Origin of the sequence: Brackiella oedipodis DSM 13743, from assembly GCF_000621025.1 — a bacterium.
GTDB classification, from domain to species: Bacteria; Pseudomonadota; Gammaproteobacteria; order Burkholderiales; family Burkholderiaceae_B; genus Oligella; species Oligella oedipodis.
Genome location: NZ_JHZJ01000009.1, coordinates 250,182 through 274,447 on the forward strand (window position 1 = coordinate 250,182; position 24,266 = coordinate 274,447).

At 47.2% G+C, this 24,266-nt stretch carries 19 protein-coding genes, 1 tRNA gene and 1 other RNA gene; 12 read left to right on the top strand and 9 right to left on the bottom strand.

The window, feature by feature from the left end; all coding sequences use genetic code 11:
• The first annotated feature begins 20 nt into the window (after positions 1 to 20).
• Entirely contained in the window at positions 21 to 1,640 is a 1,620-nt protein-coding gene (locus Q335_RS0101160; protein ID WP_425393499.1) for an ABC transporter substrate-binding protein, read from the top strand.
• Between the two features lie 50 nt (positions 1,641 to 1,690).
• Here the strand turns inward: Q335_RS0101160 and folK are convergent, their stop codons facing one another.
• From folK to Q335_RS08855, 4 genes are read right to left on the bottom strand one after another with little or no spacing between them, the layout of a single operon-like run.
• A complete protein-coding gene (folK, locus tag Q335_RS08850) occupies positions 1,691 to 2,200 on the bottom strand; it encodes a 2-amino-4-hydroxy-6-hydroxymethyldihydropteridine diphosphokinase (protein WP_051532201.1) in 510 nt (169 codons plus the stop codon).
• Positions 2,193 to 3,575 carry a polynucleotide adenylyltransferase PcnB gene (gene pcnB, locus Q335_RS0101170; RefSeq protein WP_028357058.1) on the bottom strand — a complete coding sequence of 461 codons (1,383 nt, stop codon included), beginning with the start codon at positions 3,573 to 3,575 and terminating at the stop codon, positions 2,193 to 2,195. Before pcnB ends, folK begins: the two co-directional genes overlap by 8 nt.
• Positions 3,576 to 3,592: 17 nt before the next feature.
• Positions 3,593 to 4,282: an HAD family hydrolase gene (locus tag Q335_RS0101175; RefSeq protein ID WP_028357059.1), complete on the bottom strand. Its 690-nt coding sequence runs from the start codon at positions 4,280 to 4,282 to the stop codon at positions 3,593 to 3,595.
• The gene (locus Q335_RS08855; protein WP_051532202.1) at positions 4,279 to 4,989 is read right to left on the bottom strand and encodes an HdaA/DnaA family protein; all 711 of its coding nucleotides are present in this window, start codon (positions 4,987 to 4,989) and stop codon (positions 4,279 to 4,281) included. The genes Q335_RS0101175 and Q335_RS08855 overlap by 4 nt, the downstream gene beginning before the upstream one ends.
• A 113-nt stretch (positions 4,990 to 5,102) precedes the next feature.
• On the opposite strand from Q335_RS08855, the gene purM reads away from it, so the two are divergent.
• Positions 5,103 to 6,152: a phosphoribosylformylglycinamidine cyclo-ligase gene (gene purM / locus Q335_RS0101185; protein WP_028357060.1), complete on the top strand. Its 1,050-nt coding sequence runs from the start codon at positions 5,103 to 5,105 to the stop codon at positions 6,150 to 6,152.
• Positions 6,153 to 6,168: 16 nt separating this feature from the next.
• Here the strand turns inward: purM and miaA are convergent, their stop codons facing one another.
• Genes miaA through tsaE form a run of 4 tightly spaced genes read right to left on the bottom strand, consistent with a single transcriptional unit; the run spans position 6,169 to position 10,814 of the window.
• Entirely contained in the window at positions 6,169 to 7,098 is a 930-nt protein-coding gene (gene miaA, locus Q335_RS0101190) for a tRNA (adenosine(37)-N6)-dimethylallyltransferase MiaA (protein ID WP_028357061.1), read from the bottom strand.
• A 12-nt stretch (positions 7,099 to 7,110) separates the two neighbouring features.
• Complete coding sequence (mutL, locus tag Q335_RS0101195) at positions 7,111 to 8,967, bottom strand: DNA mismatch repair endonuclease MutL (RefSeq protein WP_028357062.1); 1,857 nt, start codon at positions 8,965 to 8,967, stop codon at positions 7,111 to 7,113.
• 9 nt (positions 8,968 to 8,976) lie between these two features.
• Positions 8,977 to 10,305 carry an N-acetylmuramoyl-L-alanine amidase gene (locus tag Q335_RS0101200; RefSeq protein WP_038369135.1) on the bottom strand — a complete coding sequence of 443 codons (1,329 nt, stop codon included), beginning with the start codon at positions 10,303 to 10,305 and terminating at the stop codon, positions 8,977 to 8,979.
• On the bottom strand, positions 10,254 to 10,814 hold the full coding sequence (gene tsaE / locus Q335_RS0101205) for a tRNA (adenosine(37)-N6)-threonylcarbamoyltransferase complex ATPase subunit type 1 TsaE (protein ID WP_028357064.1): 561 nt from the start codon (positions 10,812 to 10,814) through the stop codon (positions 10,254 to 10,256). Before tsaE ends, Q335_RS0101200 begins: the two co-directional genes overlap by 52 nt.
• A gap of 136 nt (positions 10,815 to 10,950) precedes the next feature.
• On the opposite strand from tsaE, the gene xerD reads away from it, so the two are divergent.
• The 10 genes from xerD to recR all read left to right on the top strand — a co-directional run bounded on the left by xerD (position 10,951) and on the right by recR (position 23,097).
• Positions 10,951 to 11,847 carry a site-specific tyrosine recombinase XerD gene (gene xerD, locus Q335_RS0101210; protein WP_038369137.1) on the top strand — a complete coding sequence of 299 codons (897 nt, stop codon included), beginning with the start codon at positions 10,951 to 10,953 and terminating at the stop codon, positions 11,845 to 11,847.
• Between the two features lie 92 nt (positions 11,848 to 11,939).
• Entirely contained in the window at positions 11,940 to 12,533 is a 594-nt protein-coding gene (locus Q335_RS09940) for a YcnI family copper-binding membrane protein (protein WP_051532203.1), read from the top strand.
• Between the two features lie 160 nt (positions 12,534 to 12,693).
• Positions 12,694 to 12,768: transfer RNA gene (locus Q335_RS0101220), tRNA-Arg, on the top strand.
• 124 nt (positions 12,769 to 12,892) lie between these two features.
• Entirely contained in the window at positions 12,893 to 13,288 is a 396-nt protein-coding gene (locus Q335_RS10085) for a helix-turn-helix domain-containing protein (protein WP_028357066.1), read from the top strand.
• A 323-nt stretch (positions 13,289 to 13,611) separates the two neighbouring features.
• Positions 13,612 to 16,335 (top strand): PD-(D/E)XK nuclease family protein, encoded by a 2,724-nt coding sequence (locus Q335_RS0101230; protein ID WP_028357067.1) that lies wholly within the window; start codon positions 13,612 to 13,614, stop codon positions 16,333 to 16,335.
• Positions 16,328 to 19,774, top strand: a complete 3,447-nt coding sequence (locus Q335_RS0101235; protein WP_028357068.1) for a UvrD-helicase domain-containing protein — start codon at positions 16,328 to 16,330, stop codon at positions 19,772 to 19,774. Before Q335_RS0101230 ends, Q335_RS0101235 begins: the two co-directional genes overlap by 8 nt.
• A 21-nt stretch (positions 19,775 to 19,795) precedes the next feature.
• An RNA gene (gene ffs, locus Q335_RS10090) (signal recognition particle sRNA small type) lies at positions 19,796 to 19,893 on the top strand.
• Positions 19,894 to 19,913: 20 nt separating this feature from the next.
• Positions 19,914 to 22,076: a DNA polymerase III subunit gamma/tau gene (gene dnaX, locus Q335_RS0101240; protein ID WP_028357069.1), complete on the top strand. Its 2,163-nt coding sequence runs from the start codon at positions 19,914 to 19,916 to the stop codon at positions 22,074 to 22,076.
• 81 nt (positions 22,077 to 22,157) lie between these two features.
• Positions 22,158 to 22,484 carry a YbaB/EbfC family nucleoid-associated protein gene (locus Q335_RS0101245; RefSeq protein ID WP_028357070.1) on the top strand — a complete coding sequence of 109 codons (327 nt, stop codon included), beginning with the start codon at positions 22,158 to 22,160 and terminating at the stop codon, positions 22,482 to 22,484.
• Position 22,485: 1 nt separating this feature from the next.
• Positions 22,486 to 23,097, top strand: a complete 612-nt coding sequence (recR, locus tag Q335_RS0101250; protein WP_028357071.1) for a recombination mediator RecR — start codon at positions 22,486 to 22,488, stop codon at positions 23,095 to 23,097.
• Between the two features lie 18 nt (positions 23,098 to 23,115).
• Here the strand turns inward: recR and tal are convergent, their stop codons facing one another.
• A complete protein-coding gene (tal, locus tag Q335_RS0101255) occupies positions 23,116 to 24,072 on the bottom strand; it encodes a transaldolase (RefSeq protein ID WP_028357072.1) in 957 nt (318 codons plus the stop codon).
• Positions 24,073 to 24,266 lie beyond the last annotated feature (194 nt).

Sequence of the window (24,266 nt, forward strand, 5' to 3'; positions counted from 1 at the left end):
ATTTTTATAACTCCGGAGGAATCATGTCAAATCGCATCTTACCAAAAATTTTCGCCTTGTCTTTGGGACTAAGTCTAAGTTTGCCAGTATTGGCAGCTGCTCAAGCGCAGGGTACCTTAGTCTATTGTTCCGAAGGCAGCCCCGCTGGTTTTGATCAAGCCCAATTTACCACAGGCACGGATTTTGATGCGGCAGCGTACACAGTACAAAATGGTTTAGTGCAATTCAAAAAAGGCAGTACGGAAGTAGAACCCGCCTTGGCTGAAAGTTGGGAGATTAGTGATGATGGTTTGACCTATACCTTCCATTTACGCAAAAACGTTAAATTTGGCAAAACGAGTTACTTCACACCAAGTCGTGACTTTAACGCTGATGACGTAGTGGCCACTTTTGATCGTCTAGCAAACAAGGACAATGCCTTTAATAAGGCTTACCCTGTGCAATTTCCGTATTACACCAATATGGAACTCGACAAGATTATTAAATCTGTGAAGAAGGTGGACGATAACACGGTCGAGTTTACACTGAATGAACCCAATGCTTCTTTAATCCAAAGCCTAGCCATGCCGATTGGTTCGATTTATTCGGCTGAGTATATGCAACAGTTACTCAAAGCCAATCAGGCTGCCCAAATTAATCAACAGCCTGTCGGGACGGGACCATTTGTGTTTCAACGTTACCAAAAAGATGCGCAAATTCGTTATCAAGCTAACCCCGATTATTGGGACAAAGACAATCTCCCCGAAGTCAAACGTTTGATTTTTGCGATTACACCAGACGCGGCGGTCAGAACCCAAAAGCTCTTAGCCAATGAGTGCCATATCACGACCGACCCGTTGCCAAATGATGTTGAAAAATTCAAACAAAAAGACAATCTTAAAGTCCTGCAAGAACCGGGCTTTAATGTGGCTTTCTTGTATTACAACACCGAGAAAAAACCGTTTGACAATGTCAAAGTGCGTCAAGCTTTAGATTTGGCGATCAACAAAGAAGAGATTGTGAAATCGGTCTATCAAGGTCTAGCAGAAGTTGCGCCTAATCCAATTCCACCAAGCCAATGGTCTTTTAATAAGGACATAAAATCGAACCCTTATGATCCCGAAAAAGCCAAACAGTTGTTGGCCGAAGCCGGTCTCAAAGATGGCTTCGAAACCACCCTATGGGCTTTGCCAGTGCAACGACCTTATAACCCTAACGGTCGCCTCATGGCCGAAATGGTACAAGCGGACTGGGCCAAAATCGGTGTTAAAGTCAAGATTCAAACTTATGAATGGGGTGAGTACGTGAAACGTGCACAAGCCGGCGAGCACGATATCTTTATGATGGGGTGGACCGGTGATAATGGTGACCCAGACAACTGGTTCAGCAATCTCTTTACGTGCTCTTCTGTGGGGGGTGGTAATTACTCGCGCTACTGCAACAAAGATTTTGATCCACTCATTACCAAAGCCCGCAAAGAAACCGATCAAGCAGCACGCTCAAAACTCTATGAGCAGGCTCAAGTCCTCTATCATGAGCAGATGCCGGCTTCACCGATTGCCACCTCAACCATTAGTAAACCAATGGTAAAAGCGCTAGAAGGCTTCAAAATTAGCCCATTTAGTTCGATGTTGTTTAAGGGTGTGAAACTCGATAAATAAGATCACCAAATAGCGCTGTACGCTAGAAGGTGAGTAAAAGCAGTGTTTAGTCAGACTAAACACTGCTTTTTTTTTGGGGCAGGTGATAATTTGTAAATGGTCTGCCCCGCGGCTATCGCTTGCTTGAGTAGGCTCGTTAAATCACCTTGAGCCAAAACGAGCCGAGGTTCGATTTCTTGCAAAGGTTGGAGTACAAAAGCACGTTCATGCATGCGAGGGTGCGGCAGTATCAGTTCAGGATCGTGACTTTGCAGTTGCCCAAAAAGCAAAATATCGATATCAAGCGTACGTGGCGCATTCTTGTAGGGCCGCACTCGTCCAAAGGCATTTTCAAGTGCTTGCATAGCATGCAACAAGTCTTTGGCGCGATAACTGGTCTCAATCCGTAAGGCTGCATTCACATAATCCGGTCCATGAGAATCGACCGGGCTTGAACTATACAAACTGGATTCGTCTTTAATGCGAATCTGAGGATCCTGGGCAATGGCGTCGATGGCTTGGCGCAATGTTTGGGCGGCAGCCCCCAGATTAGCGCCCAAGCTTAGATAGGCTTCAGTCATTGTTTTGAGGGCTAGTAGTGCTCGTTGCTTTGAGGGCGGATTTACGTTGACTGCGACGGCGGCCATGGCGACGCTTACGTTTGTGCTTATGGCCTGAAGAGGCAGGTGCGATGGCATTGATCATGAGCTCGCGTTGTTCGCTTTCGGCATCGGCTAGGTCCATCCACCACTGCGCCTTCACACTATCGAATTCATGCGCCGCGGCGCGGATTTGCAAAAAGTCCACAGCCGCCCTAAAGCGCCGTTGCTCGATCAATTTATAAATCGATTTGCGATTAAGTTTTTCAAAGCGTACTTGGAAGAACCATATTTCGCGCATTTCTGCCGTATGGCGTTTTTGAAGCATTAATTTGGCCGCGTATTGATCTAAGACATCGTTGGCGGCCATGATTAACGCCTGCACATAGGGTTCATCGGCTTGTAAGGCTTGCCAACGTTGTTGCACTCTTGGCCACAAAATAGCCGCATACAAGAAACTTGGACTCACTGATTGACGTGAGCGTATGCGTTGATCAGTGCGCTCCATGCTGAGCTGCAAAAACTCGCTCTCTTCGACTTCTTGCAAAACAAAGTCGAGCAGAGGCAGTATGCTAGGTTGTACGCCGAATGCGCGTAGGTTTTGGAGGCATTCCAGTGCATTACCGCAGGTCAGTAACTTAAAGGTCTCATCAAACAAACGCGACTCAGGCACATGACTGATCAAATGCGTCATGCGCGGGATGGCTTCGGCGGTGCCTGCTTCGAGTTTGCCATTTAGTTTAGCAGCAAAACGCACGGCTCTGAGAATACGCACGGGATCTTCACGGTAGCGCAACTCAGGGTCGCCAATCATACGAATCACGCGATGACTTAAATCTGGGATGCCTTGATGGTAGTCGAGCACTTGCTCCTTAGTGGGATCATAATACAGGGCATTGAGGGTAAAATCGCGGCGCTCGGCGTCCTCGATGATGGTGCCGTAATTGTTGTCACTGAGAATGCGGCCGAACTCATCGCTATGAACTTTTTGTTCGGAGTGACGCCTAAAGGTAGAGGTCTCGATGATTTCGCGACCAAAAAGCACATGCACTAATTTAAACCGCTTCCCAATAATACGAGCACGACGCAATAGTCGTTTAACTTCTTCAGGCGTGGCATTGGTGGCCACATCAAAATCTTTGGGCTGTAGGCCAAGAATTAGGTCTCGGACCGCACCCCCGACAATATAGGCTTGAAAATGATTTTTTTGTAAGACGTCGCAAACTTTTATGGCATTGCGAGAGACCAAACGACGATTGATTTTGTGTGAATCTTTTTCGTAAATCGTCAGCTTGCCCGTGTGGATGGCGGCTGATTTATTAAAAAAGCGCTTCACAAAGCCTTTGATTGCATTCATTTCAAACTTCCTAGGACTTAGACTTTTTGAAACAAGTCGAGTATGTCCCAATGATTTTGCTGAGCAATAGTGCGTAGCTCATCTTGCGGATTCACAGCGACGGGGTGGCTAACTTGTTTTAGTAATGGTAAGTCATTAATAGAGTCACTATAAAAATAACTAGTGTCGAACGAAGATAAGGGTCCATGCCCTAAGGCCTTAAGCCATTCTTCGACGCGCGTAATTTTGCCCGCTTGGTAGCTGGCTGTGCCCACGAATTTACCGGTATAGCGACCATTGAGGTATTCGGGGGTGGTGCCGATCACATGCTCAAAGCCAAAGGCGCGTGCAATGGGGGCAATCACAAAACTATTAGTGGCAGAGACCAAGCAGCACAAGTCGCCGTTTTGTAAGTGTTGATCGACTAAATCAATAGCGACTTGATGGATATGCGGGCGAATTACTTCTTGCATATAGATTTCGTGGATTCTGGCGAGTTCAAACGGATCCAGATTTTTGAGGAAACTCAGCATAAAGGCCATAGAGTCTTCGATCTTTAGTTGACCCGCATGATAGAGCTCGGTCAATTCTTGATTACGTTTTTCTACTTCTGGCAAGTTGCCCACATAGTTATTTTTGGCCAGCCAAACCACCCATTCGTGATCGCTATCAAGGGGTAATAACGTATGGTCTAAATCGAATAAGGCTAAAGCTTGTGAAGTCGTCATTGATCATTACCTTCGCTAAGCGGCACAGCGTCTTGATGCTGTGCCATATAGCTTTTGATTAAAGGAACGGTGATTTGGCGTCGTTGCGCTATGGAATAATTATCGAGCGCACGCAACCAGGCGTAAATCGTAGGAATACTGCGTTCTGTGTGGTTGAGTAACCAACGGCAAGCGCTATCGGAAATTTTCATGCCTAAATCGAAAGCTCGTTGCTGAATCGCCGTCAGCATATCATCCGTCGCAAGCGGATGTAGGCGATAGGCTAAATCCCATCCTAGGCGATTGCGTAAGTCCTCACGAATTTGCATATGAAGCGGGGAGTGTGCACCTGCTAATACCAGGATAAAAGCATCGGTACTGCCTTGTTGGCGTTTCCAGAGGTTGAGCAAATCAAAAAGCAAGCTTTGTTGGGCGTCATTGAATTGCTCGATGTCATCGATAGCTAGCAAGGGCTCGGCCTGTAGGGGGGCAAAATCGCTAAGCTCTTCGGGCCAATTTTGGGCATCAAAATACAAACCACCGTAGTGATGCTGCAGTGCCTTGAGTAAGTGGGTTTTGCCACAATGGGACGAGCCAAATAAGTACAACAAATGACCAGCTTGCAGCTTAAAAAGCTGATTGTATACCTCGAGATTTGGGCCTGGAATAAAATTATAGAGGCTCAAATCTTGGGGTAACACAATATTTAAGGCAGGTTGTTGACTCATTGACACCAAAAAAGGATAGTAGGGGCTGCTTTACGCAGCTAAAACCGTATTTTAGCGTAAAATACACTAAATTTTCTTCGCTTTTATTGTGACATATTTAGGTTTTAAATCTCATGACAAACACACACAACGATTCCTTAAGCTATCGTGATGCTGGTGTCGATATTGATGCTGGCGATGCCCTTGTAGAGCGTATCAAACCGCTTGCCAAAAAAACCATGCGTGAGGGCGTCATTAGTGGACTCGGTGGTTTTGGTGCCTTATTTGAAGTACCAAAGCGTTATCAAGAGCCTGTCTTGGTTTCTGGTACCGATGGTGTGGGCACCAAATTGCGTCTTGCCTTCGAGTGGGATTGCCATGATACCGTCGGTATTGACCTGGTCGCCATGAGTGTGAATGACATTTTAGTCCAAGGTGCCGAACCTTTGTTTTTCTTGGATTATTTCGCTTGTGGCAAGTTATCTGTCGACACTGCCAGTCGTGTCGTTGCAGGGATTGCTAAAGGGTGTGAGTTGGCGGCGTGTGCCTTAATTGGTGGCGAGACGGCCGAGATGCCTGGCATGTATCCTGAGGGCGAATATGACTTAGCGGGTTTTGCTGTGGGCGCCGTCGAAAAATCCCGTATTCTGAGTGGTGCGCAAATTCAAGCTGGCGACGTGGTCCTAGGCTTGGCTTCTAGTGGCCCTCATTCTAATGGTTACTCCTTGATTCGCAAGATTATTGAGCGTAGCCAAGCCCAAGCGAGTGATCGCTTGGACGATAAAACCTTACGCGAGCATATCATGGCACCGACGCGTATTTATGTGTCATCCGTCTTGGCGGCCTTACAACAACATGGTGAACACATCAAAGGTTTGGCTCATATTACAGGTGGTGGCCTCTCTGAAAATATTCCCCGTATTTTGAGTCCAGAATTGGCCGTACATATCGAACGACACAGTTGGTCTATGCCAGCGATCTTTAAGTGGCTACAAGAACAGGGTCAAGTCGCTGACACAGAAATGTATCGCGTCTTTAACTGCGGTATTGGTATGGTCGTGATAGTGGCGGCTGAACAAGCCCAGGCTATTACAGATAGCTTTAAGCAAGCGGGCGAAACGGTCTATCAATTAGGCACGGTGCAAGCGAGAGCCGAGGATCAGGCACAAGTAGTGATTGACTAGATCCTGGCTGTTCGATTTATAACTGCAAAATGCGCTGCATCTGTTCGACGAACTGTTGTGGCGCTTTTTCTTGTAAACAATCAATTTGGATCCGCTCGTCTTGACTGCGCAACCAAGTGATCTGGCGTTTAGCCAACTGACGTGTGGCTGCAATGCCTTTGTCAATGGCCGTTTGCAAATCATAGTCTCCCGCCAAGTGCTGCCACAGCTGGCGATAGCCGACGCAGCGAATTGAAGGCAGGTCGGCATGCAGCTGTGGTCGCTGATACAGTCGTTCGACTTCTTGCAAAAATCCAGCCGCTATCATTTGCTCAAAACGCTGAGCGATACGAGCATGCAATTGGCTACGATCAGAAGGCTCAAAACTAATCGTCACAAATTCATAAGCATGCTGTTTGGGCGGCGTTTTGGCGAGTAGAGTAGACATGGCTTGGCCACTTAAGAGGCTTACTTCTAGGGCTCTTTGAATGCGTTGACTATCATTGGGTGCTAAGCGTTGGGCTGTGATGGGATCTAAGGCCTGCAGACGCTGATGCATATGTGGCCAGCCATGTTGCTCGGCCTCCTCACTTAATTGTTGACGTAGCTTGGCATCGGCCTGGGGCAAATCATGCAGTCCTTCACGCAGCGCCTTAAAGTACATCATGGTGCCACCCGCCAATAAAGGAATATGACCTCGATCTTGAATGTCGGCGATTAATTGCAAAGTACTTGCACAGAAATCGGCAACACTCCAGCTTTGTTCGGGCTCAAGGATGTCCAGTAAATGCTGAGTGCTTTGCTGTCGTTCAGCCTGGCTCGGTTTCGCCGTGCCAATATCCATATCTTTATAAATAGTGGCCGAATCCACATTAATAATTTCGATGGCATAGCGTTGGCTGGCGGCCAAGACCGCTGCTGATTTGCCTGCAGCGGTGGGACCTGTGAGACAAATGATTTTGGACATGACTGAAAGATCCTATTGACCACGCATAAATAGCTTATCGAGGTCTTGCATGGACCACTGGAACCAAGTGGGGCGACCATGATTGCATTGGTCAGCACGTAAGGTGTGCTCCATTTGCCGTAGCAAGCTATTCATTTCTGGCAAACTCAAATAGCGATGAGCACGTACGGAACCGTGGCAGGCCATGGTCGATAATATCTGATTTTGTAATTGCTCAATATGAGAGCTGCTGCCAACTTGTTTGAGATCTTGCAGCACTTGTTGGCAAAGCGCATCGGCATCCTGTCGAGTAAGTAGGGCAGGTAAAGCGCGCAAGGTCAGGCTATTGGGGCCGCTCACTTGTAAATGCAAACCTAATTGTTGCAACATCTCGGCCTGTTCTTCAACGATGGCCGTATCACTTTCATCACAATGGATGACCACGGGCACAAGTAAGTCTTGCATGACAATAGCCTGACGGCTTTGTTGTTGCTTAAGTTGCTCATAGAGCACGCGTTCGTGCGCGGCATGCATATCGACTAAGACCATCCCTTGTCGATTTTGTGCGAGGATGTAAATACCATGGAGCTGCCCAATTGCCACGCCTAGTGGTAAATCTAAGCCAGCTTCCTGGGCCTTTTGAGCGGCTGAGCTGCTGGCTTCAGAAAAGTTAGGATTAGCCTGACCTTCAGGCGTTAGGGGGGCATAGGCTTCTCGCCAGACTTCTTCTTTGAGTCCTAAAGGCGCTTGTTGCGCACGCGGCATAGAGGCAAAAGGCCTTGGGTGGGCCGTTGGTAAAGTTGCGCTGCTTTTGGAACCCGCGACCTGACTAGTAGAAAAACCACTCGCGACGGCTTGCAGTTGCGTCGCGGCATCATTCACTGTGCTACTGCCAGCACCCGCGGTTTGTTCCAGTGCCGTGCTAATCGCTTGCTTGATCAGTCGATAAACGGCACCGCTGTCTCGAAAGCGCACTTCACTTTTAGCGGGATGGACATTAACGTCCACCGCACTGGGATCAATCTCTAAAAACAGCACATAAGCCGCTTGTCGCTCACCATGCAAGACATCGGCATAAGCACTACGGATGGCGTGGCTGATTGCGCGATCTCGCACAAAACGACCATTCACATAGAGGTATTGTTTGTCGCTTTTATTGCGGGCGGCTGTCGGATGAATGATTAAGCCAAATACATTGGCAATGCCCTGGTCAAGATCGACTTCTAGACCATGCGCCATGAAATCATTGCCAAGAATATCACGCACACGTTGTAAAGGCGCTGCCGCTTGCCATTGGCGGTAGACCTTAGCGTTGTGATAAATCCGAAAACTAATATGGGGATGCGCTAAGGCGATACGCTCAATCGCACTTACACAATGCGCAAATTCAGTGGCTTCTGATTTCAAAAACTTGCGTCGCGCCGGGATACGCTCGAACAATTGGCGCATATCGACCATGGTGCCCACTGATCCTGCCGCGGGCTCCACTACCTGTGTATGTCCATGAATGCTAAAGGCATGGGGCTGTTCAGCTGTGCGCGAGGTAATGCTCAGTTGCGCGACCGAAGCGATGGACGCTAGGGCTTCACCTCGAAAGCCCATGGAAGCTACGGACTCCAAGTCTTGTAAGCTCGCAATCTTACTAGTAGCGTGACGTGTTAGGGCTAATTTAAGTTCGTCGGCCGCAATACCCGCGCCATTATCACTGACGGCAATGCGTTTGATGCCGCCACCATCGAGACGAATCTCGATACTGTTGGCTTGGGCATCAATAGCGTTTTCGAGGAGCTCCTTAAGGACTGAAGCGGGTCTTTCGATGACTTCGCCCGCGGCGATTTGACTGATTAATTTATCAGGTAAAGCGTGAATAGATCGCCGCGTGGTATTCATATTGACGGCTTAGCCACGGGTGGAACCGAGGGCAGGATTAGTTTTTAGGAAGGCATCGACGCCACGCAAAATACCCTCGGCTAATTGCTGTTGATTAGAAGGGTTGCGCAGGAATTTCTCTTCTTGGGCGTTAGAAATAAACGCTGTCTCGACCAAAATAGAAGGGGTATCAGGCGACTTCAGGACAGCAAAACCCGCTTGCTCGACTTTGCGGCTGTGAACACCATTGATTTGTGACAGGGCGTTGAGCACGCTGTGACCAATCTTGAGAGAGTCGTTAATTTGGGCATTGGTGGTCATGTCTAATAAGACCTTGGCCGTGGTTTTGTCATGAGAACCAAAATCAATCCCCCCGATAGCATCGGACTCATTATTGTATTTTGCTAAATAACGTGCTGAAGCGCTGGTCGCGCCTGAACGAGACAAAGCAAATACTGACGTACCACGCGCGTTGGGATTGGTAAAAGCATCGGCGTGAATCGAAATAAATAGATCAGCTTTGACGCGACGGGCTTTGACCACGCGTGTATGTAAAGGCACAAAAAAGTCAGATTCGCGCGTCATATAGGCCTTCATATTGGGCCGCGCATCAATGAGTTTTTTGAGGCGGCTGGCAATACTCAGGACGATGTCTTTTTCGCGGGTGCCCATACGACCTTGGGCACCGGGATCCTCGCCACCATGACCCGGGTCGATGGCAATCATAATCGAGCGATTGCCATGTTTGGGACTGACCGAAGGGGATACGGGTGCGCGTGGTGCTTTTTGACCAGGAACAGTAGGGGCAGGTGCATTGGGCTTATTGTCGCTAGCGACTTGATCGATGACCGTCGCTAATGGATCATCCGATTTGTCATTGATCAAGGCCATTAATGGATCCTTGGCGACTTTTGGATACAGATCTAAGACTAAGCGGTATTTGTAATTACCTACTGGTTTGAGGGTAAAGACTTGAGGTGCAATTTCTTGTTTGAGGTCAATCACCAAGCGCACCACATCGGCACGATTTTGGCCAACACGCAAGGCAGAAATATAGGGATCGTTGGGTTGGATCTTAGAGACTAAGGAGTTCAGCGCCTGATTCATGGTCAGGCCATTAAGATCCACCACTAGCCGTTTGGGATTGTCTAACAGAAAGTGCTCAGCCTTGAGGGGCGAGCTAAGCTCAAGGGTGACTCGGGTATATTCATCGGCTGGCCAAGAGCGTACTGCAAGAACCTTGGAGTCTTGATTAGCACGCGCCAACGTAGGGATCACACTGAGTGTCAGTAGCCCACCCGTGGTTTTTAGGACTTGTCGGCGGTCAACAAACCGTCTGCGATTAATCTTGTTAGCCATATCGAGCCTTGTTCCGTATGAGTTCTTAAACCTAGTTTGCGACCAGGGTCTTGATAACTTAAATGGATCTCTATATCGGCACTAGGTAACTGTGGGCCGGCTTTATCGGGCCATTCTACCAATACCACTGCTTGCTCGGCTTGGTCGATTAATTGCTCTTCAAAACCTGCTTCTTGCCACTCGTCACTATTATTAAATCTATAGAAATCAAAATGATATAAGTATAATCTAGAAACTTTATAGGTTTCAAGTAAAGTATAGGTTGGGCTCTTAATCCGTCCCGCAACGCCCATAGCCCGCAAAAATGCACGGGCAAAAGTGGTCTTGCCCGCACCTAAATCGCCGTACAAATGTATCACCATACCCTTAAAGGGTAAGGCCGTTGCAGCTGGCGGGCGATCACCTTCAAGGGCCAAATTAAAGGTGCTTTGCAGGTGCTGTGCCAACGCTTGCGCGAAATGCTCGGTTGCGTTCTGATCAGCTAAGAAAATATCTTGATTAGCGCTCATGAGTGAAGACAGATATTGCCGCTAATGGAAGGTGCATAGAAGAAAAAAGCATGTGAAAAATTGATCCATCGCGATCAATTAGCGATAGGCTTTTATTATAATAATTTAAGTTCTCGAGGGCATTGAAATTACCTCTATGTTGAATAATACCGAAGTCATTGATTTATTTTTAGATGCGCTCTGGCTCGAGGCCGGACTCTCCAAAAAAACGCTCCAAGCCTATCGTCAAGACCTCAAAAACGTCGTGTCTTTTTTGGAGGCGCGTGCAGGGGTCACATTATTGCAGGTGCAAGAGCATCATCTTCAGGCATGGTTAGCCTATAGTTTTGCTAACTACAAGGCCAGCACCTCCAATCGCCATTTAGCCAGCCTTAAACGCTTTTTTGCCTGGGCTGAGCAACACCACTATATAGCACTGGATCCTAGTCTTACTATCCAACGCGCCAAAGAACCGAGTCGCCTGCCCAAAACCCTCAGTGAGAGTCAAGTGGAGCAATTGCTTAACGCACCTGACCGCCGCCAGGCTGCTGGCTTACGCGATAAAGCCATGCTCGAAACCCTTTACGCGACTGGATTGCGAGTGAGTGAATTAGTCGGCCTGAAATTATTTCATTTGAGCCTCCAAGAAGGCTATGTACGCGTGGTCGCTGGTAAGGGCAATAAGGATCGCATTGTGCCTTTAGGCGAGGAGGCTTGTGATCATTTACAGCAATACCTCGATCAAGCGCGGCCTGAGATATTGAAGGGCAAACAATCTGAGGCTTTATTTGTCAGTCGCTTCGGCCGTGCCATGAGTCGCCAAGCCTTTTGGATGATCATCAAAAAATACGCGGCTCTAAAGCACATTAGTGTGCCATTATCACCGCATGTGTTGCGCCATGCCTTTGCTACGCATTTATTAAATCACGGTGCCGATTTGCGCGTAGTGCAAATGCTACTTGGGCACAGTGATATTTCGACCACGCAAATCTACACACATGTGGCTAAGGAACGCCTCAAAACAATGTATCAGCAACATCATCCTCGCGCATAAACAAAAATAATACTTATTTGCATTTGTTAATGTATAATGTTTTTTCATTTTATTAATTTCCTTTTAGTTATCCCTTTGTTAAGGATATAAATATGTTAAAAAAATCTGCTTTATTTTTAGCATTGGCCGCAGTCGCAGGTTTGGCTCAAGCACATGTTCATGTAGAAACTCCAAAAAAACTAATCGCCCAAAAAACTAATCGTGTTGTGCTTTCTGTACCGCACGGTTGTGATGGTGAAGCCACCAAAAAATTCACAATCACGATTCCAGAAGGCTTTGTGAATGTTCATCCACAACCAAAAGCAGATTGGGATTTAGATATCGAAAAAGGCAAATACGAAAAAAACTACGAACTCTGGGGCAAACAAGTCAATGAGGGTGTTAAATCTGTCACTTGGTCTGGTAAATTGCCTGATGATCAATACGATGAATTCCTCATTTCTGGTTTCTGGGCTGGTCCCGCCAAGGCTGGTGACAAGGTCTACTTTGCCGCCAAACAAGAATGCGAAAGCAAAACAGCCGATTGGTCAGATACTTCTGGCGCGCATATTCATGGCCACGACTTCAGTAAACCAATGAGCGCACCTGCTGTTGATTTAGCACCCGCTAAAGAAGACAAAAAAGGCGATAAAAAGGCGGCAGCTCACGACCACGATCACGACCACGATCATAGTCACTCACACTAAGCCTTAATGCGTTAAACATCCAAAGCATTTACCTCGGTAAATGCTTTTTTTTATGTTTGTGCTAGCAACGGCTAACAAGGATGTTAAAGATGCGGTTAGGGCTCAGGCCAAGCAAGTTTGTTATAATTATTCGTCTATAGTAGTAGGCTCTCATTTTTGCGTCCCCGTAGTTCAATGGATAGAATAGATCCCTCCTAAGGATTAGATATCAGTTCAATTCTGGTCGGGGACGCCAATTAAAAGCTATTTATTTGGCACTTAAATCGTTTACACTATTTACACTAAAGCAACACTTACCTCGCACAAGCTTAATCGCATTCACCCCTGATAAACCGCCCACCACCCGTCTTGATATACGCATGAATCGCCAAAAACATATCATTCTCAAAACAACTCAAGGTAAGCCTAGTCATGTGATTGTGCCTTATGACGATTATGTGGAGCTGCTAGATAGAGCGCAATACCCCAAGACGCTACACTCAAAAACACCAAAGACCAAAACGGCTCATTCCAACACGTCAGAGAGTGGGGCCATTCCGCTAGAAGTGGCTGAGTTATTAAAAAATAATTGGAGTCTGATTCGTGCTTGGCGTGAGTATTTGGGCGTTACACAAATCGAAATGGCACAGCGACTCAATATTAGACAGCCGACCTTTGCCCATATGGAGGCTCCTGGGACCAAACCGCGTAAAGCCACCCTCAAAAGAATTGCCAAAGCCTTAGATATTTCTTTAGAGCAACTCAGTCCTAAATAAAGTCGGTCGGGGAGCTAGGGTGACCTTCAAACTAATTAGGCAATCAAGCGCGTCAGTGGCTGACTCGCGCTGATGGCGGTGCCTATGTTGATCTTTACTCTTTTTAGTAAGTCCTCCATCTAAGCGCTGGGTGACTCGTTGGTAGCGTCTGCTTGGTGCTGAGGATCATCTGCGTAGCGGCGCTGACCTAGGTATTTTTTACTATAAAATTTTGATTACAAGCTTATCCTGGGACAGCGTATTTTTGTTTGCACAGTCCTATAAAATAAAGTCAGTCCCTACCTTAAACCAGTTGGCTTGCGCCACCTTTAAACTAAATCTACATGAGCGTTTTTCTCGATAGTCTTTGCCAAAAATCTATTCACGATCTAGCAGCGCAGGAAACTGCTCAAAGCCTGGTCCTGACAGTCAATAATCGCTTGAGCCTGAGTTTGCGACAGCGCTTATTAGCGCCACGGCAGTCAGATAAGCAAGGCCCTGGCGTGATGCAGTTGCCCACTATACAGCCGTGGCAGCGCTACCTAGAGGAACTCAAGCAGGAATATATTTTTGTGCAAGACGCTGCTCCGCGGGTGCTACTCGATAGCTTTGCCAGTCAACTGCAATGGGAGCATGTACTCAAGCAGGACGAGGTAGATAATCTAAGTCTCAATGTCTTAGCGCGCAATCTTAATCAAGCACGTGAGCTTGAGGCAGAATGGGGGGTAGAGGTTAGTGATTTAGAAAGTAACCAAGAATATGAGTTCTACCAAAAATATCTAACACAGTATTTAGCGCGCATACAAGCGCTTCGCGCCAACGATGCAAGCCAGATCAAGCAGCAGCTGTTGGCGGCACTACAGCAACATCAATTAAGCACCCCATACTCGACAATTTACTTATTAGGTTTTAATGAACTCTCAGCGTTTCAAAAGCAACTCCTTGGTGCTTTGCAGCAGCAGGGTCTAGAGATCTGCCTATTGCGTTTAGATCGTATACCAGCCAAGCATACGGTGGCCTATCCCATGCCAGATAGCGGCCAAGAATGGCAGGCTGCGGTCAGCTGGGCTAAGCAGCAATTACAAGCCAACCCAGTGGGGCGTTATGCCATTGTCGATCCGCAATTGCAAAGTCATGTAGCGATGGTACAACGCTATGTACATCAAGGTCTCGAGGATGAATCAGGACAGTTACGCTTTCACTACAATATCTCAGTAGGACGCGCCCTGAATGAGTGGCAATTAGTCGGTGCAACCTTAATGTGGCTGCAAATCCTCGTCAGCCTTCCTCAGTCTCAAAAAATCGCGGTGACTGAGTTAGGACAGGCCCTTTTACAGGGGCGGTATAGTTTGTTGGCCAATTATGCAGCCCAAGCTTGTTATATGGATGCCGAGATACGTAAATTGGGCCAACCCGAGCTCACGCAGGCTCAACTCATGGAGCAATTCGAGCAACATATGCCGCAATTTGCACCATTGTTTAACGCGGCCAGTGACTATTTGCAGGCTCTTCATCAACAAACATTGCCGCTGAATGTGTGGATTGAGCATTTCTTTGCCGTGCTGGACTTATTACAATTTCCCGGCCTTGGTGCGCTCAATAGCCAGCAGTATCAAATCAGCAAAGAATTCGAAAAAACGCTGCATAAAACCACCTTATTACACGCGTGTCTACCCGCTATGGAGGCACCACAAGCCTTTACGCTGCTCGAGCGTGTCTGCCAAAGACGTTTGTATCAACCACAGCTACAGGTCCAAAGTCGCTTAGATATCTTGGGTTTATTAGAAGCCGAAGGCGGCAATTGGGACGGTATTTGGGTGCTTGGTATGCAAGATGATGTCTTGCCAATGCCACCTAATCCCAATCCATTTTTACCCATTGCCGCGCAGCGCCGAGCCAATGTGCCACGTGCTAGCCAAGAAAATGATTTTTTGTGGGCCAAAAGAATTATCGAGGATCTAAATCACTGTGCGCCGACGGTTATTTATAGTTGGCATGAATTTGAAGATGAGCGAGAGACGCGAATATCGGCGCTGCTAAACGCGGTCGAACGCCAAGCGTTTGCGCTAGAAACTCCCACAGAACATCAAGCAGCAGATTATTTACAAAAAATGCCCGAAGATGAAGCGCCCACCTACAAAGGCGCGCTCTCTGGGGGTTACGACCTACTAGAAACGCAATCGCGTAATCCTTTGTGGAGCTTTGCAAGATATCGTTTAGGCATGAAAGCGCTAGAACCTTATCCGCATTTTAATTTTGATCCAAGAGTGTTGGGAACGATAGTACATAAAGTCTTGGAGGCTTTTTGGCACGATCATCCAAGCTCAGAAGCAGCCAGGAGACTCGGTAAAGATGGCATTAAAGACAAGGTCCACACAGCTATTTTTGTCACCCTTGGTCTTGACCGCAATGGTCAATCTTACGCGCCCATCTACAAAAAGCTATTCTCTGAGCTAATTGCCGACTCTGTATGTAAAAGTATCACAATGGAATTGTACGATCGGGATGAGTTTACGGTCATAGAGACCGAGAAACAGGTGGAAATACCGCTTGGCGATTTGCAAATTGGTCTACGTCTCGATCGCATCGATCAAGCAGAAAGGGGAGGCATATTTTTTCTAGACTATAAAACCGGAAATTTGCCAAACATCAAAAAAGATTGGGATCAAAAGCGTGGACGTATGATTAATTTGCAATTACCACTCTATGCCGCCCATTATGCTCAAGATAAGCAAGTTGATGGTGTGATTTTACTGAGTACTAAACTCAGCAATTCTGAAATCAAATACTATGGCCAACAAACACTAAAAGAAGGGAGAAACATCAAATTAGAACCAGGCCTAGAGGTATATGTCAAATTCAGCAATGCTAAGGGTGTCGTTCATAAGCCAGAAGAATGGCAGGATATTTTAAGTGACTGGCGCCAAAAAACCAGTCAGTTAGCTCAGGAAATCCTCGCAGGCTATGCCAAAAATCAGTACTGGGAAGCGTCCGATTTGGAATACTGCGACATCAAATCTTTTTTACGCATAAATCAAGAGGCGCTAGAGGAAGCAAAAGATGAATAATGAATTATTAGTCACGCCAGCCAAGGAACCGGTTGATAGCGAGGTGAGACGTCAGGCCATTGATCCCACGCAATCTTTTTTAATTCAAGCGCCTGCGGGATCTGGTAAAACTGAATTGGTGACCGATAGGATGTTAGCGCTCCTGGCCACAGTCGAACAACCCGAAGAAATATTAGCCATTACTTTTACACGGAAGGCCGCGGGTGAAATGCGCCAGCGGGTACTCGAAAAACTGCGATTGGCTGATCTGGACGAACCCACAGAAGAGCACAAAAAAAAGAGCTGGCGACTCGCTCAACAGGTAAAAACTCGTGACCAACAGCGCAATTGGAATCTTCAGCAACATCCAGCGCGCTTACGAATGATGACGTTTGATTCTTTTTGTGCATCGCTTGTCAAAAGTATGCCTTTTAGTGCGGCTAGCGGTGGCGCCTTACAAATTAGTGAACAAAGTACGCTACTGTATCAACGCGCCGCTAGATCTGTCTTAAATAAGCTCGAAACCAATGAGGCCGTGGAGTTCTTAGTGCGCCACTATGCACTCAACATGAAGGCATTAGAGCAAGCGCTGATTGAAATGTTGGCCTATAGAGATCAATGGCAAGATCAGCTGACTGAAGGCCCGCAAATAGCCCTCAATAAAATGATATTGACCATGGAGTCCTTTTATCAAGAGGCATTGAACAAGGCCTGTTATTCCATGCCCATAGGCTTCATGGCTCAGTACGCTGATGCATTGGCGGAATGGGCCGACAGATTTTCTGACATCTCCGTGTTAAAAGATCTGAAATATAGCCCACTGCAACCTAAGATAGATGATATAGAGCGCTGGAAAGCATTGACGACTGCTTTACTAACAAAAACGGGTACTTTTCGTAAAACAGTCACACAAAGCGACAAGGTTCCTGCCAAATCACCACTAAAAGAACGCTTAGTGAAATGCTTTAAATGTTTAAAAGATGAGCGTGATTTCCAAGAGAATCTACTCGTGCTCAAATATCTGCCCAAAAGTTATATCACAGAGGCTGAAGTTGAGCTCTGTAAAGCGCTCTTTGAGGTCCTTGAAATAGCCCTGGAGGAATTACAGTTAATTTTTAAATCCGAAGGTGTGGTTGACTTCACGGAAGTGGCGTTACGAGCGATTCAGGCGCTTGGTTCTAGCGACAATCCGAGCGAATTACTACTCAAACTAGATAATAAGATCAGCCACTTATTGGTGGATGAATTCCAAGACACCAATATCTTGCAAATTAATTTACTTGAGAAATTGCTCTCAGGATGGCAGCAGGGCGATGGTCGAACACTATTTTTAGTGGGTGATCCGATGCAATCCATCTATCGCTTTAGAACGGCCGATGTGACGCTGTTCCTTAAAGTTTTTAAAGATGAGCAGTTAGCGCAATTACCCTTACAAACGCTAAAGTTACAAACAAACTTCAGATCAACCAACAAAATCGTCGAATGGGTCAATAAGTCTTTCAAGGAGATATTTCCAGAGGCCTATGATTTGGAGTTTGGGGGCGTAAAGTATTCTCCATCCATCGCCTTCAAAGAAGACAATAGCCCAGAACCGGCGGTACAACACTTAATCGTCCCCTTTATCAAAAACGTGGAGGCAGACGAGCCAGCCAAAAGACTTAAGGCTCCTATCCCGATGCCCGGTGAACCAGACAGAAACTGGGTTGAGAGGTATACCAATGAAGAACTCGTCCCTGAGCAATTACAAAATGCAGTAGTTGAGCGTATCAAAGCTTCTCTTAACCAAGCGCCAGAGGGACAACCTTATTCGATTGCCATTTTAGTCAAAGGTCGTAAGCATTTGGGCGGCTTGGTTAAAGCATTGCGCGACGCGGGTATTTTTGTGCGCTCGACAGAGATGTCACCACTGGGTGGGCGCCCTTGTGTAATGGATTTGTTGCAGGTGATCAAAGCCGTCAGCCATTATGAGGACCGAGTGGCCTGGTTATCTGTGTTGCGCTCGCCTTTATGTGGCCTCACGCTTAAGAGTCTGCATGCTATTTTTGGGGAGCACCTCAAAGGTTCAACCTATGAGCAATTACAAAGTGCCCTCCACAATCCAGACTTGTCTACGTTAATAGGGGCCGAGCAAGCTCTACGATTTAAGCATGTGGTCAGTCTCCTTCTGAATCGAGAAGATTTAAAGCAAGGCCTGACCTTTACGAATTACCTCGTAAACTTGTGGCAAGCCCTGGGCGGACCGTTATGTTACGGTAGTGCCAACGATCAGACCGATGTGGACGTCGTCTTTGCCAAAATCGATGAGCTTGCGCCCTATGGTATTTTGGATATGCAGGCGTTTGAGCAAACCCTCGAAAAGCTTTTTGCGGCCGCCGATAACCATCCGAATGCGGTCGAAGTCATGACCATGCATAAGGCCAAGGGGTTGGAGTTCGAAGAGGTCTATCTTTACGGCTTGCACAAACGACGTGCCTATAGTCGGGAGGCCTTGATTAGTTTTGAAAACTACATGGAGCAGGGTCTGATGATGGGCTTTGTGCACTCCAAGCGCGAAGAAAAAGATGATGATGCATCTATAGGCAAAGTCATTCGCATGCGTAACACAACACGCGAATTACTAGAAGAAGCCCGATTATTCTACGTGGCCGCTACAAGGGCGCGCCAGAAGCTTTATCTGTGTTATGCGCTCGAGTGCTTACCTTCCAAAAAAGACTACAAAAAAGCTAGCGCTAATATGTTAAAACACCTGGAAAAAGTTACCATCGATATTGGCAGAATGCGTTTTATAGAAGGCCCAAGCGATGTTGACAAGATTGAGAATTCGATTAAAACCCCTGGAATTACTGATGTGCCGGTGTCATCTTGTCTACAGTTAACAGCGATTCAAGGCTTACTGAGTAAGCGCGTCGTGCCAGCGTCAGCGACCACGATTAAATGGCGTTTTGAGGATTTGTACTTTAGTGCAGTAGGGACGGTGACGCACTTGTGGTTGTATTATATGGGTCGTGATCGGTTGCTCGGTTGGGATGAACAAAAAATCACACAGGCTCAAGCCAAATTAGCTTATCACCTGGAATTGGCGGGTGTCACCAGCAATCAGCTATCTCAGGCCACGCAGACTGTACAAAAACTGTTACAGCGGGCCTTGACCAATCCACGTCTGCAAGATTTTTTGCGTCAGGATCAACTCTATCTTGAATGGTCTTTGTTCAGTGGCGAAGGGGAAGAGCGCATTATCGATGCGGTGCAATCACGAGGTGATCACTGGCAAATAGTAGACTACAAGACCAATCAGCGCCTGCAAGATGAATCATTACCACAGTTCGAACAACGTTTACGCGATATGTATGTAGAACAGATGCAGACATACTGCCAGTATCTACAGCAATTTGACGGTCGCCCCGCTAAGGCCGCATTATTTGCGCTAGCAGAAGGGGTTTGGATTGATATCATTAGTTAAACCTTGCTATACTTACGGCTGGGTGGGTCCCTTCGCATGGGCCGACGGTCAATCTGGTCAGGTCGGGAACGAAGCAGCCACAGCCGTTTAGGCGCAGTGCCGAAGTTAGGCTCACCCATTCTTCCTCCAGTAAATATCTATGAGTTATCTTGTTCTGGCCCGTAAATGGCGGCCGCGCTCGTTTTCTACCCTTGTCGGCCAAGACCATGTCGTTAGAGCACTAAGTAATGCACTACAAACTCAACGGATTCATCATGCTTGGTTATTTACCGGTACACGCGGGGTCGGTAAAACTACCCTAGCGCGCATTCTGGCCAAGTGTCTCAATTGTGAACAAGGGATCTCTGCAGAGCCCTGCGGCGTATGTTCAGCCTGTACCGAGATCGACCAAGGCCGCTTTGTTGATTACATAGAGGTCGATGCCGCCTCTAACCGCAGCGTCGACGAGATCACCCCCTTACTAGAACAAGCCATTTATGCACCGACGCGAGGGCGCTTCAAAATCTATACGATTGACGAAGTGCACATGCTTTCTACGCACGCCTTTAATGCCATGTTAAAGACGCTTGAGGAGCCTCCGCCGCATCTTAAATTTATTCTTGCGACCACTGATCCCCAAAAAATTCCTGTCACCGTATTGTCACGTTGTATTCAATACAATCTCAAACGCATGTCAACTGACAATGTCGTGCACTATTTACAACATATTTTGGATCAAGAACAAGTGGGCTATGATGAGGCCGGTTTACGGCTCTTGGCCCATGCTGCGGCTGGCTCGATGCGTGATGCCTTATCGCTCACGGATCAAGCCATTGCTTTTAGTGGCAATCACATTAGCACGCAGGCCATGCAAGACATGTTGGGGGCAATCGATCCGACCTTTTTAGTACGTTTGATTGACTCCCTTGCCAAAGGAGAGGCACAACAAGTCGTGGCTCTGGCAGATGCATTGGCAGAGCGTTCTTATTCTTTTGAAGGCGCCTTAGCAGATCTTGCTTCCTTGCTCTCTAAAATCGCCATCGAACAAAAAATCCCCGGCACTATAGGTTCGGACGAGCCTTTGCAGCCGGAGTTGCAAGCGTTGGCTCAAACCTTGTCGCCAGATTTATTACAGCTATTTTATGCGATTGCCATTAATGGCCGCAGTGAACTCGTCAATGCCCCTGATGAATATGCTGGCTTTGTCATGGTTTGCTTGCGCATGTTGTCGCTCACCGAAGCTCCGCAAGTTCAAGCAGAAATGCATCGACCGCCAGCGGTGACAGCACCGACGACAGTCACTAACACGACGCCCACCGAGGATCTAAAAAACACCCCGGCTCCAAAAAATACCGCGACATCGCCAACCAACACTCGCTCGCCTCAAGCACAAAATACACCAGCGGCCTCGGCCGCCACTGTGACAGCCGCACCAAAAGCACCCGCCGCACCACAAGCGGCATCATCAGCGCCAGTGTCACAGGACAACAGGGGAACGAGCGCTAACAGCGCTGCTAAAAAGCACCAACCATCGGCGGACTCAAGCCCGAAAACGGTAACATCTCGTCAGTCTAGTCAGAGAGCCGCTCAGTCGCCATCGACTAGCAGTGACGAACCGCCTTTTGAACCTGACCCAGAACCTGACTCTGCCTCAACGACTAACTTAGATCGTGCAACGCCGGTTAAAAGCACTCAGGCTCCCCGCACCAAAGTTGCAGCAGATCATCGCCAGGCTTCAGCGTCAGAGCCAGTGGCTCCGTCTGAGACCACACCAGCGCCTCAAAAAGTATCCTCGTCCAGTCCAGAACCTAGCGAGTATGATTTGGCGGATTATCCCGAGCTCGATGCGAGCTACGATAAACAAGAGGGCTTCGAGGGGGCGCAAGAAGAGGATCGGACCTGGCAACCTACCCAAGAGAGTCATCAGCTTATCGCGCTCGAGGCCCTGGACCCCAATACCTGGATCCAAGTGGTGCAAAATATTCATGCTACTGGCTTAGCCGGAGAAATACTGCGTCAAAGCGAATGGCTAAAGACGGAGGGCAATACGATTTATCTCAAAAATGCCGTGGCAAATGTCCAAGACTTCAAAGCCAAAGATACCATTAGTACCTTGCTCACGGAGTATTTTTCCAAGATCGTTAAAGTCAACTTTGTCTATCAAAAAACGGGTGATGCGACTTTGTATGCGCAAGAGCAGCAACAAATAGAACAGCGGCAGCAACAAGCCTGGCTAGAAATCCAGAGCAATGATTTTATTCAAAGTTTGCTCAAGGACTTTGATGGCAAGATAGATAAAGAATCTTTACAATTGGGTCATTAGTTTCACACTTGAGCAAGCCTTTTCTCGCTCAATTCCAAACAATTACATACTATTTCGCAATTTTTATTCAGAGGTATTGATATGATGAAAAATCAACTTGCGGGCTTGATGAAACAAGCTCAGCAAATGCAAGAAAACATGAAAAAAGCGCAGGAGCAATTAGCCAATATTGAGGTTGAAGGCGCAGCAGGCGGTGGCCTTGTAAAAGTTACAATGAGTTGCCGTCATGATGTCAAACGTGTCACTATTGACCCGTCCTTGTTTGAAGAAGACAAAGACATGCTCGAGGATTTAGTGGCGGCCGCCTTTAATGACGCTTTGCGCAAGGCTGAGACGACGTCTCAAGAAGAAATGGCAAAAGTCACTCAAGGCATGCCAATGCCACCGGGTATGAAGTTCCCTTTCTAAAATGGTCTCCAAACCAAATACTAAGGAGCCCCTCGAGGAACTCCTCAATAGTCTGTGTAAGTTGCCTGGCGTCGGGCAACGCACAGCTAGACGCATGGCTTATCATCTTTTACAAAACGATCGCGATGGCGCGCAAGCCATCGCCAATAGCATTAGCCATGCGCTCAATGCCATTAAACATTGTCAATACTGTAATAATTTTAGTCTAGATGATGTTTGTCATATTTGTAGTAATCAACAGCGGGACCCGAGTTTACTCTGTGTAGTTGAGACGCCGGCCGATCTCAATATGATAGAAAATAGCCATAGTTACAAAGGCTTGTATTATGTCTTGATGGGTCGCGTCGAACCGATGGCAGGTGTGGGAGCACAGCAATTACAAATTCAACGTCTACTCAAAAGAGCGCAAGACGGGATTGTCAAAGAAGTCATTCTCGCCACCAACTACACTACAGAGGGTGAAACCACCGCGCATTACATCAGTGATTTGTTGCGCAGTCACGGTCTCAAGGTCACGCGTATCGCTCGAGGCGTGCCCGCCGGTAGTGAACTCGAATACGTCGATGCGGGCACGATTGCCTGGGCCTTTATGGATCGCCGCAGCGAGAATTAAGCGGCGGGTGAATGCTCTCTAACGCTGACGCAGAGTCTCAATCGTATTATCCAACTGGTAGGCATCGGCGACAAAGACCCGTATCCCTTCGGCCAGTTTTTCAGTGGCCATCGCGTCTTCATTGAGATCAAAACGAAATTGCGCTTGAGTGAGTGTTTCGGCAGCCTTGACCTCGTGCTCAGGATCCAGTCGTAACACAGGTTCTAAAGGTTCGTGACTGTTAGCCAATTGCTTGAGTAACTCAGGGCTAATGGTCAATAAATCGCAGCCTGCCAGGGCACGGATTTGACCAATATTCCTAAAACTGGCACCCATGATTTCAGTGTTGATTTGATGCTGTTTGTAGTAGCGATAAATACTGGTAACCGATTTGACCCCCGGATCGTGAATACCTGCATGCGCTTGCTCATCCCATTGTTGACCGGCTTGCTTTTTGTGCCAATCATAAATACGCCCCACAAAAGGTGAAATCAGTTTCACCTTGGCTTGCGCGCAGGCGATAGCTTGGGTCAAACAGAACAATAACGTCAGATTACAGTTAATGCCTTCTTGCTGTAATTGTGCGGCGGCTTCAATACCTTCCCACGTGGCGGCGATTTTAATGAGTACGCGCGATTTATCAATACCTGCCTGCTCATATAACGCTATCAAATGGCGTGCTTTGGCAATGGTGGCGGCACTATCAAAAGACAAACGCGCATCCACTTCGGTTGAAACACGACCCGGCACAATGTCGAGAATTTTCTGGCCAAAGCGCACCAAAAGTAAATCGGCAATGGCTTCGGTACTGGCGTCTGGATGTTGGCGTAATAAATCCTCTAATAGAGGTTGATAACGGGCTTGCTTGACCGCTTTCAAAATCAGTGAAGGGTTAGTCGTTGCATCGGTGGGCTGCAAATCACGGATGCTCTCAAAATCGCCAGTGTCTGCGACAACAGTGGTATATTGCTTAAGATTTTCTAGTTGATTTTCCATCTTGGGCTAACCTAATGATTGACAAATACCAAAAAAGAATACACAGATTCGTGGCCGTTTGTAAAGATGAATAAACTATAAACAGCCCTGATAATTAACGACATATCACATAAATACTTTAGGTATAAGATTTAGCGAATGACGCCTAAAATTATGTTACATTAAGTGTAATTTGTTACATAATGGCGCTCACT

Excerpts from the sequence above, each read along its gene's own strand:
- dnaX (WP_028357069.1), top strand. The coding sequence starts at position 19,914 with ATGAGTTATCTTGTTCTGGCCCGTAAATGGCGGCCGCGCTCGTTTTCT.
- miaA (WP_028357061.1), bottom strand. The coding sequence starts at position 7,098 with ATGTCCAAAATCATTTGTCTCACAGGTCCCACCGCTGCAGGCAAATCA.
- Q335_RS09940 (WP_051532203.1), top strand. The coding sequence starts at position 11,940 with ATGTTAAAAAAATCTGCTTTATTTTTAGCATTGGCCGCAGTCGCAGGT.
- Q335_RS0101200 (WP_038369135.1), bottom strand. The coding sequence starts at position 10,305 with ATGGCTAACAAGATTAATCGCAGACGGTTTGTTGACCGCCGACAAGTC.
- tsaE (WP_028357064.1), bottom strand. The coding sequence starts at position 10,814 with ATGAGCGCTAATCAAGATATTTTCTTAGCTGATCAGAACGCAACCGAG.
- recR (WP_028357071.1), top strand. The coding sequence starts at position 22,486 with ATGGTCTCCAAACCAAATACTAAGGAGCCCCTCGAGGAACTCCTCAAT.
- Q335_RS0101175 (WP_028357059.1), bottom strand. The coding sequence starts at position 4,282 with ATGACGACTTCACAAGCTTTAGCCTTATTCGATTTAGACCATACGTTA.
- mutL (WP_028357062.1), bottom strand. The coding sequence starts at position 8,967 with ATGAATACCACGCGGCGATCTATTCACGCTTTACCTGATAAATTAATC.
- pcnB (WP_028357058.1), bottom strand. The coding sequence starts at position 3,575 with ATGAATGCAATCAAAGGCTTTGTGAAGCGCTTTTTTAATAAATCAGCC.
- folK (WP_051532201.1), bottom strand. The coding sequence starts at position 2,200 with ATGACTGAAGCCTATCTAAGCTTGGGCGCTAATCTGGGGGCTGCCGCC.
- Q335_RS0101235 (WP_028357068.1), top strand. The coding sequence starts at position 16,328 with ATGAATAATGAATTATTAGTCACGCCAGCCAAGGAACCGGTTGATAGC.
- xerD (WP_038369137.1), top strand. The coding sequence starts at position 10,951 with ATGTTGAATAATACCGAAGTCATTGATTTATTTTTAGATGCGCTCTGG.
- Q335_RS08855 (WP_051532202.1), bottom strand. The coding sequence starts at position 4,989 with ATGAGTCAACAACCTGCCTTAAATATTGTGTTACCCCAAGATTTGAGC.
- Q335_RS0101230 (WP_028357067.1), top strand. The coding sequence starts at position 13,612 with ATGAGCGTTTTTCTCGATAGTCTTTGCCAAAAATCTATTCACGATCTA.
- purM (WP_028357060.1), top strand. The coding sequence starts at position 5,103 with ATGACAAACACACACAACGATTCCTTAAGCTATCGTGATGCTGGTGTC.
- Q335_RS0101245 (WP_028357070.1), top strand. The coding sequence starts at position 22,158 with ATGATGAAAAATCAACTTGCGGGCTTGATGAAACAAGCTCAGCAAATG.
- Q335_RS10085 (WP_028357066.1), top strand. The coding sequence starts at position 12,893 with ATGAATCGCCAAAAACATATCATTCTCAAAACAACTCAAGGTAAGCCT.
- tal (WP_028357072.1), bottom strand. The coding sequence starts at position 24,072 with ATGGAAAATCAACTAGAAAATCTTAAGCAATATACCACTGTTGTCGCA.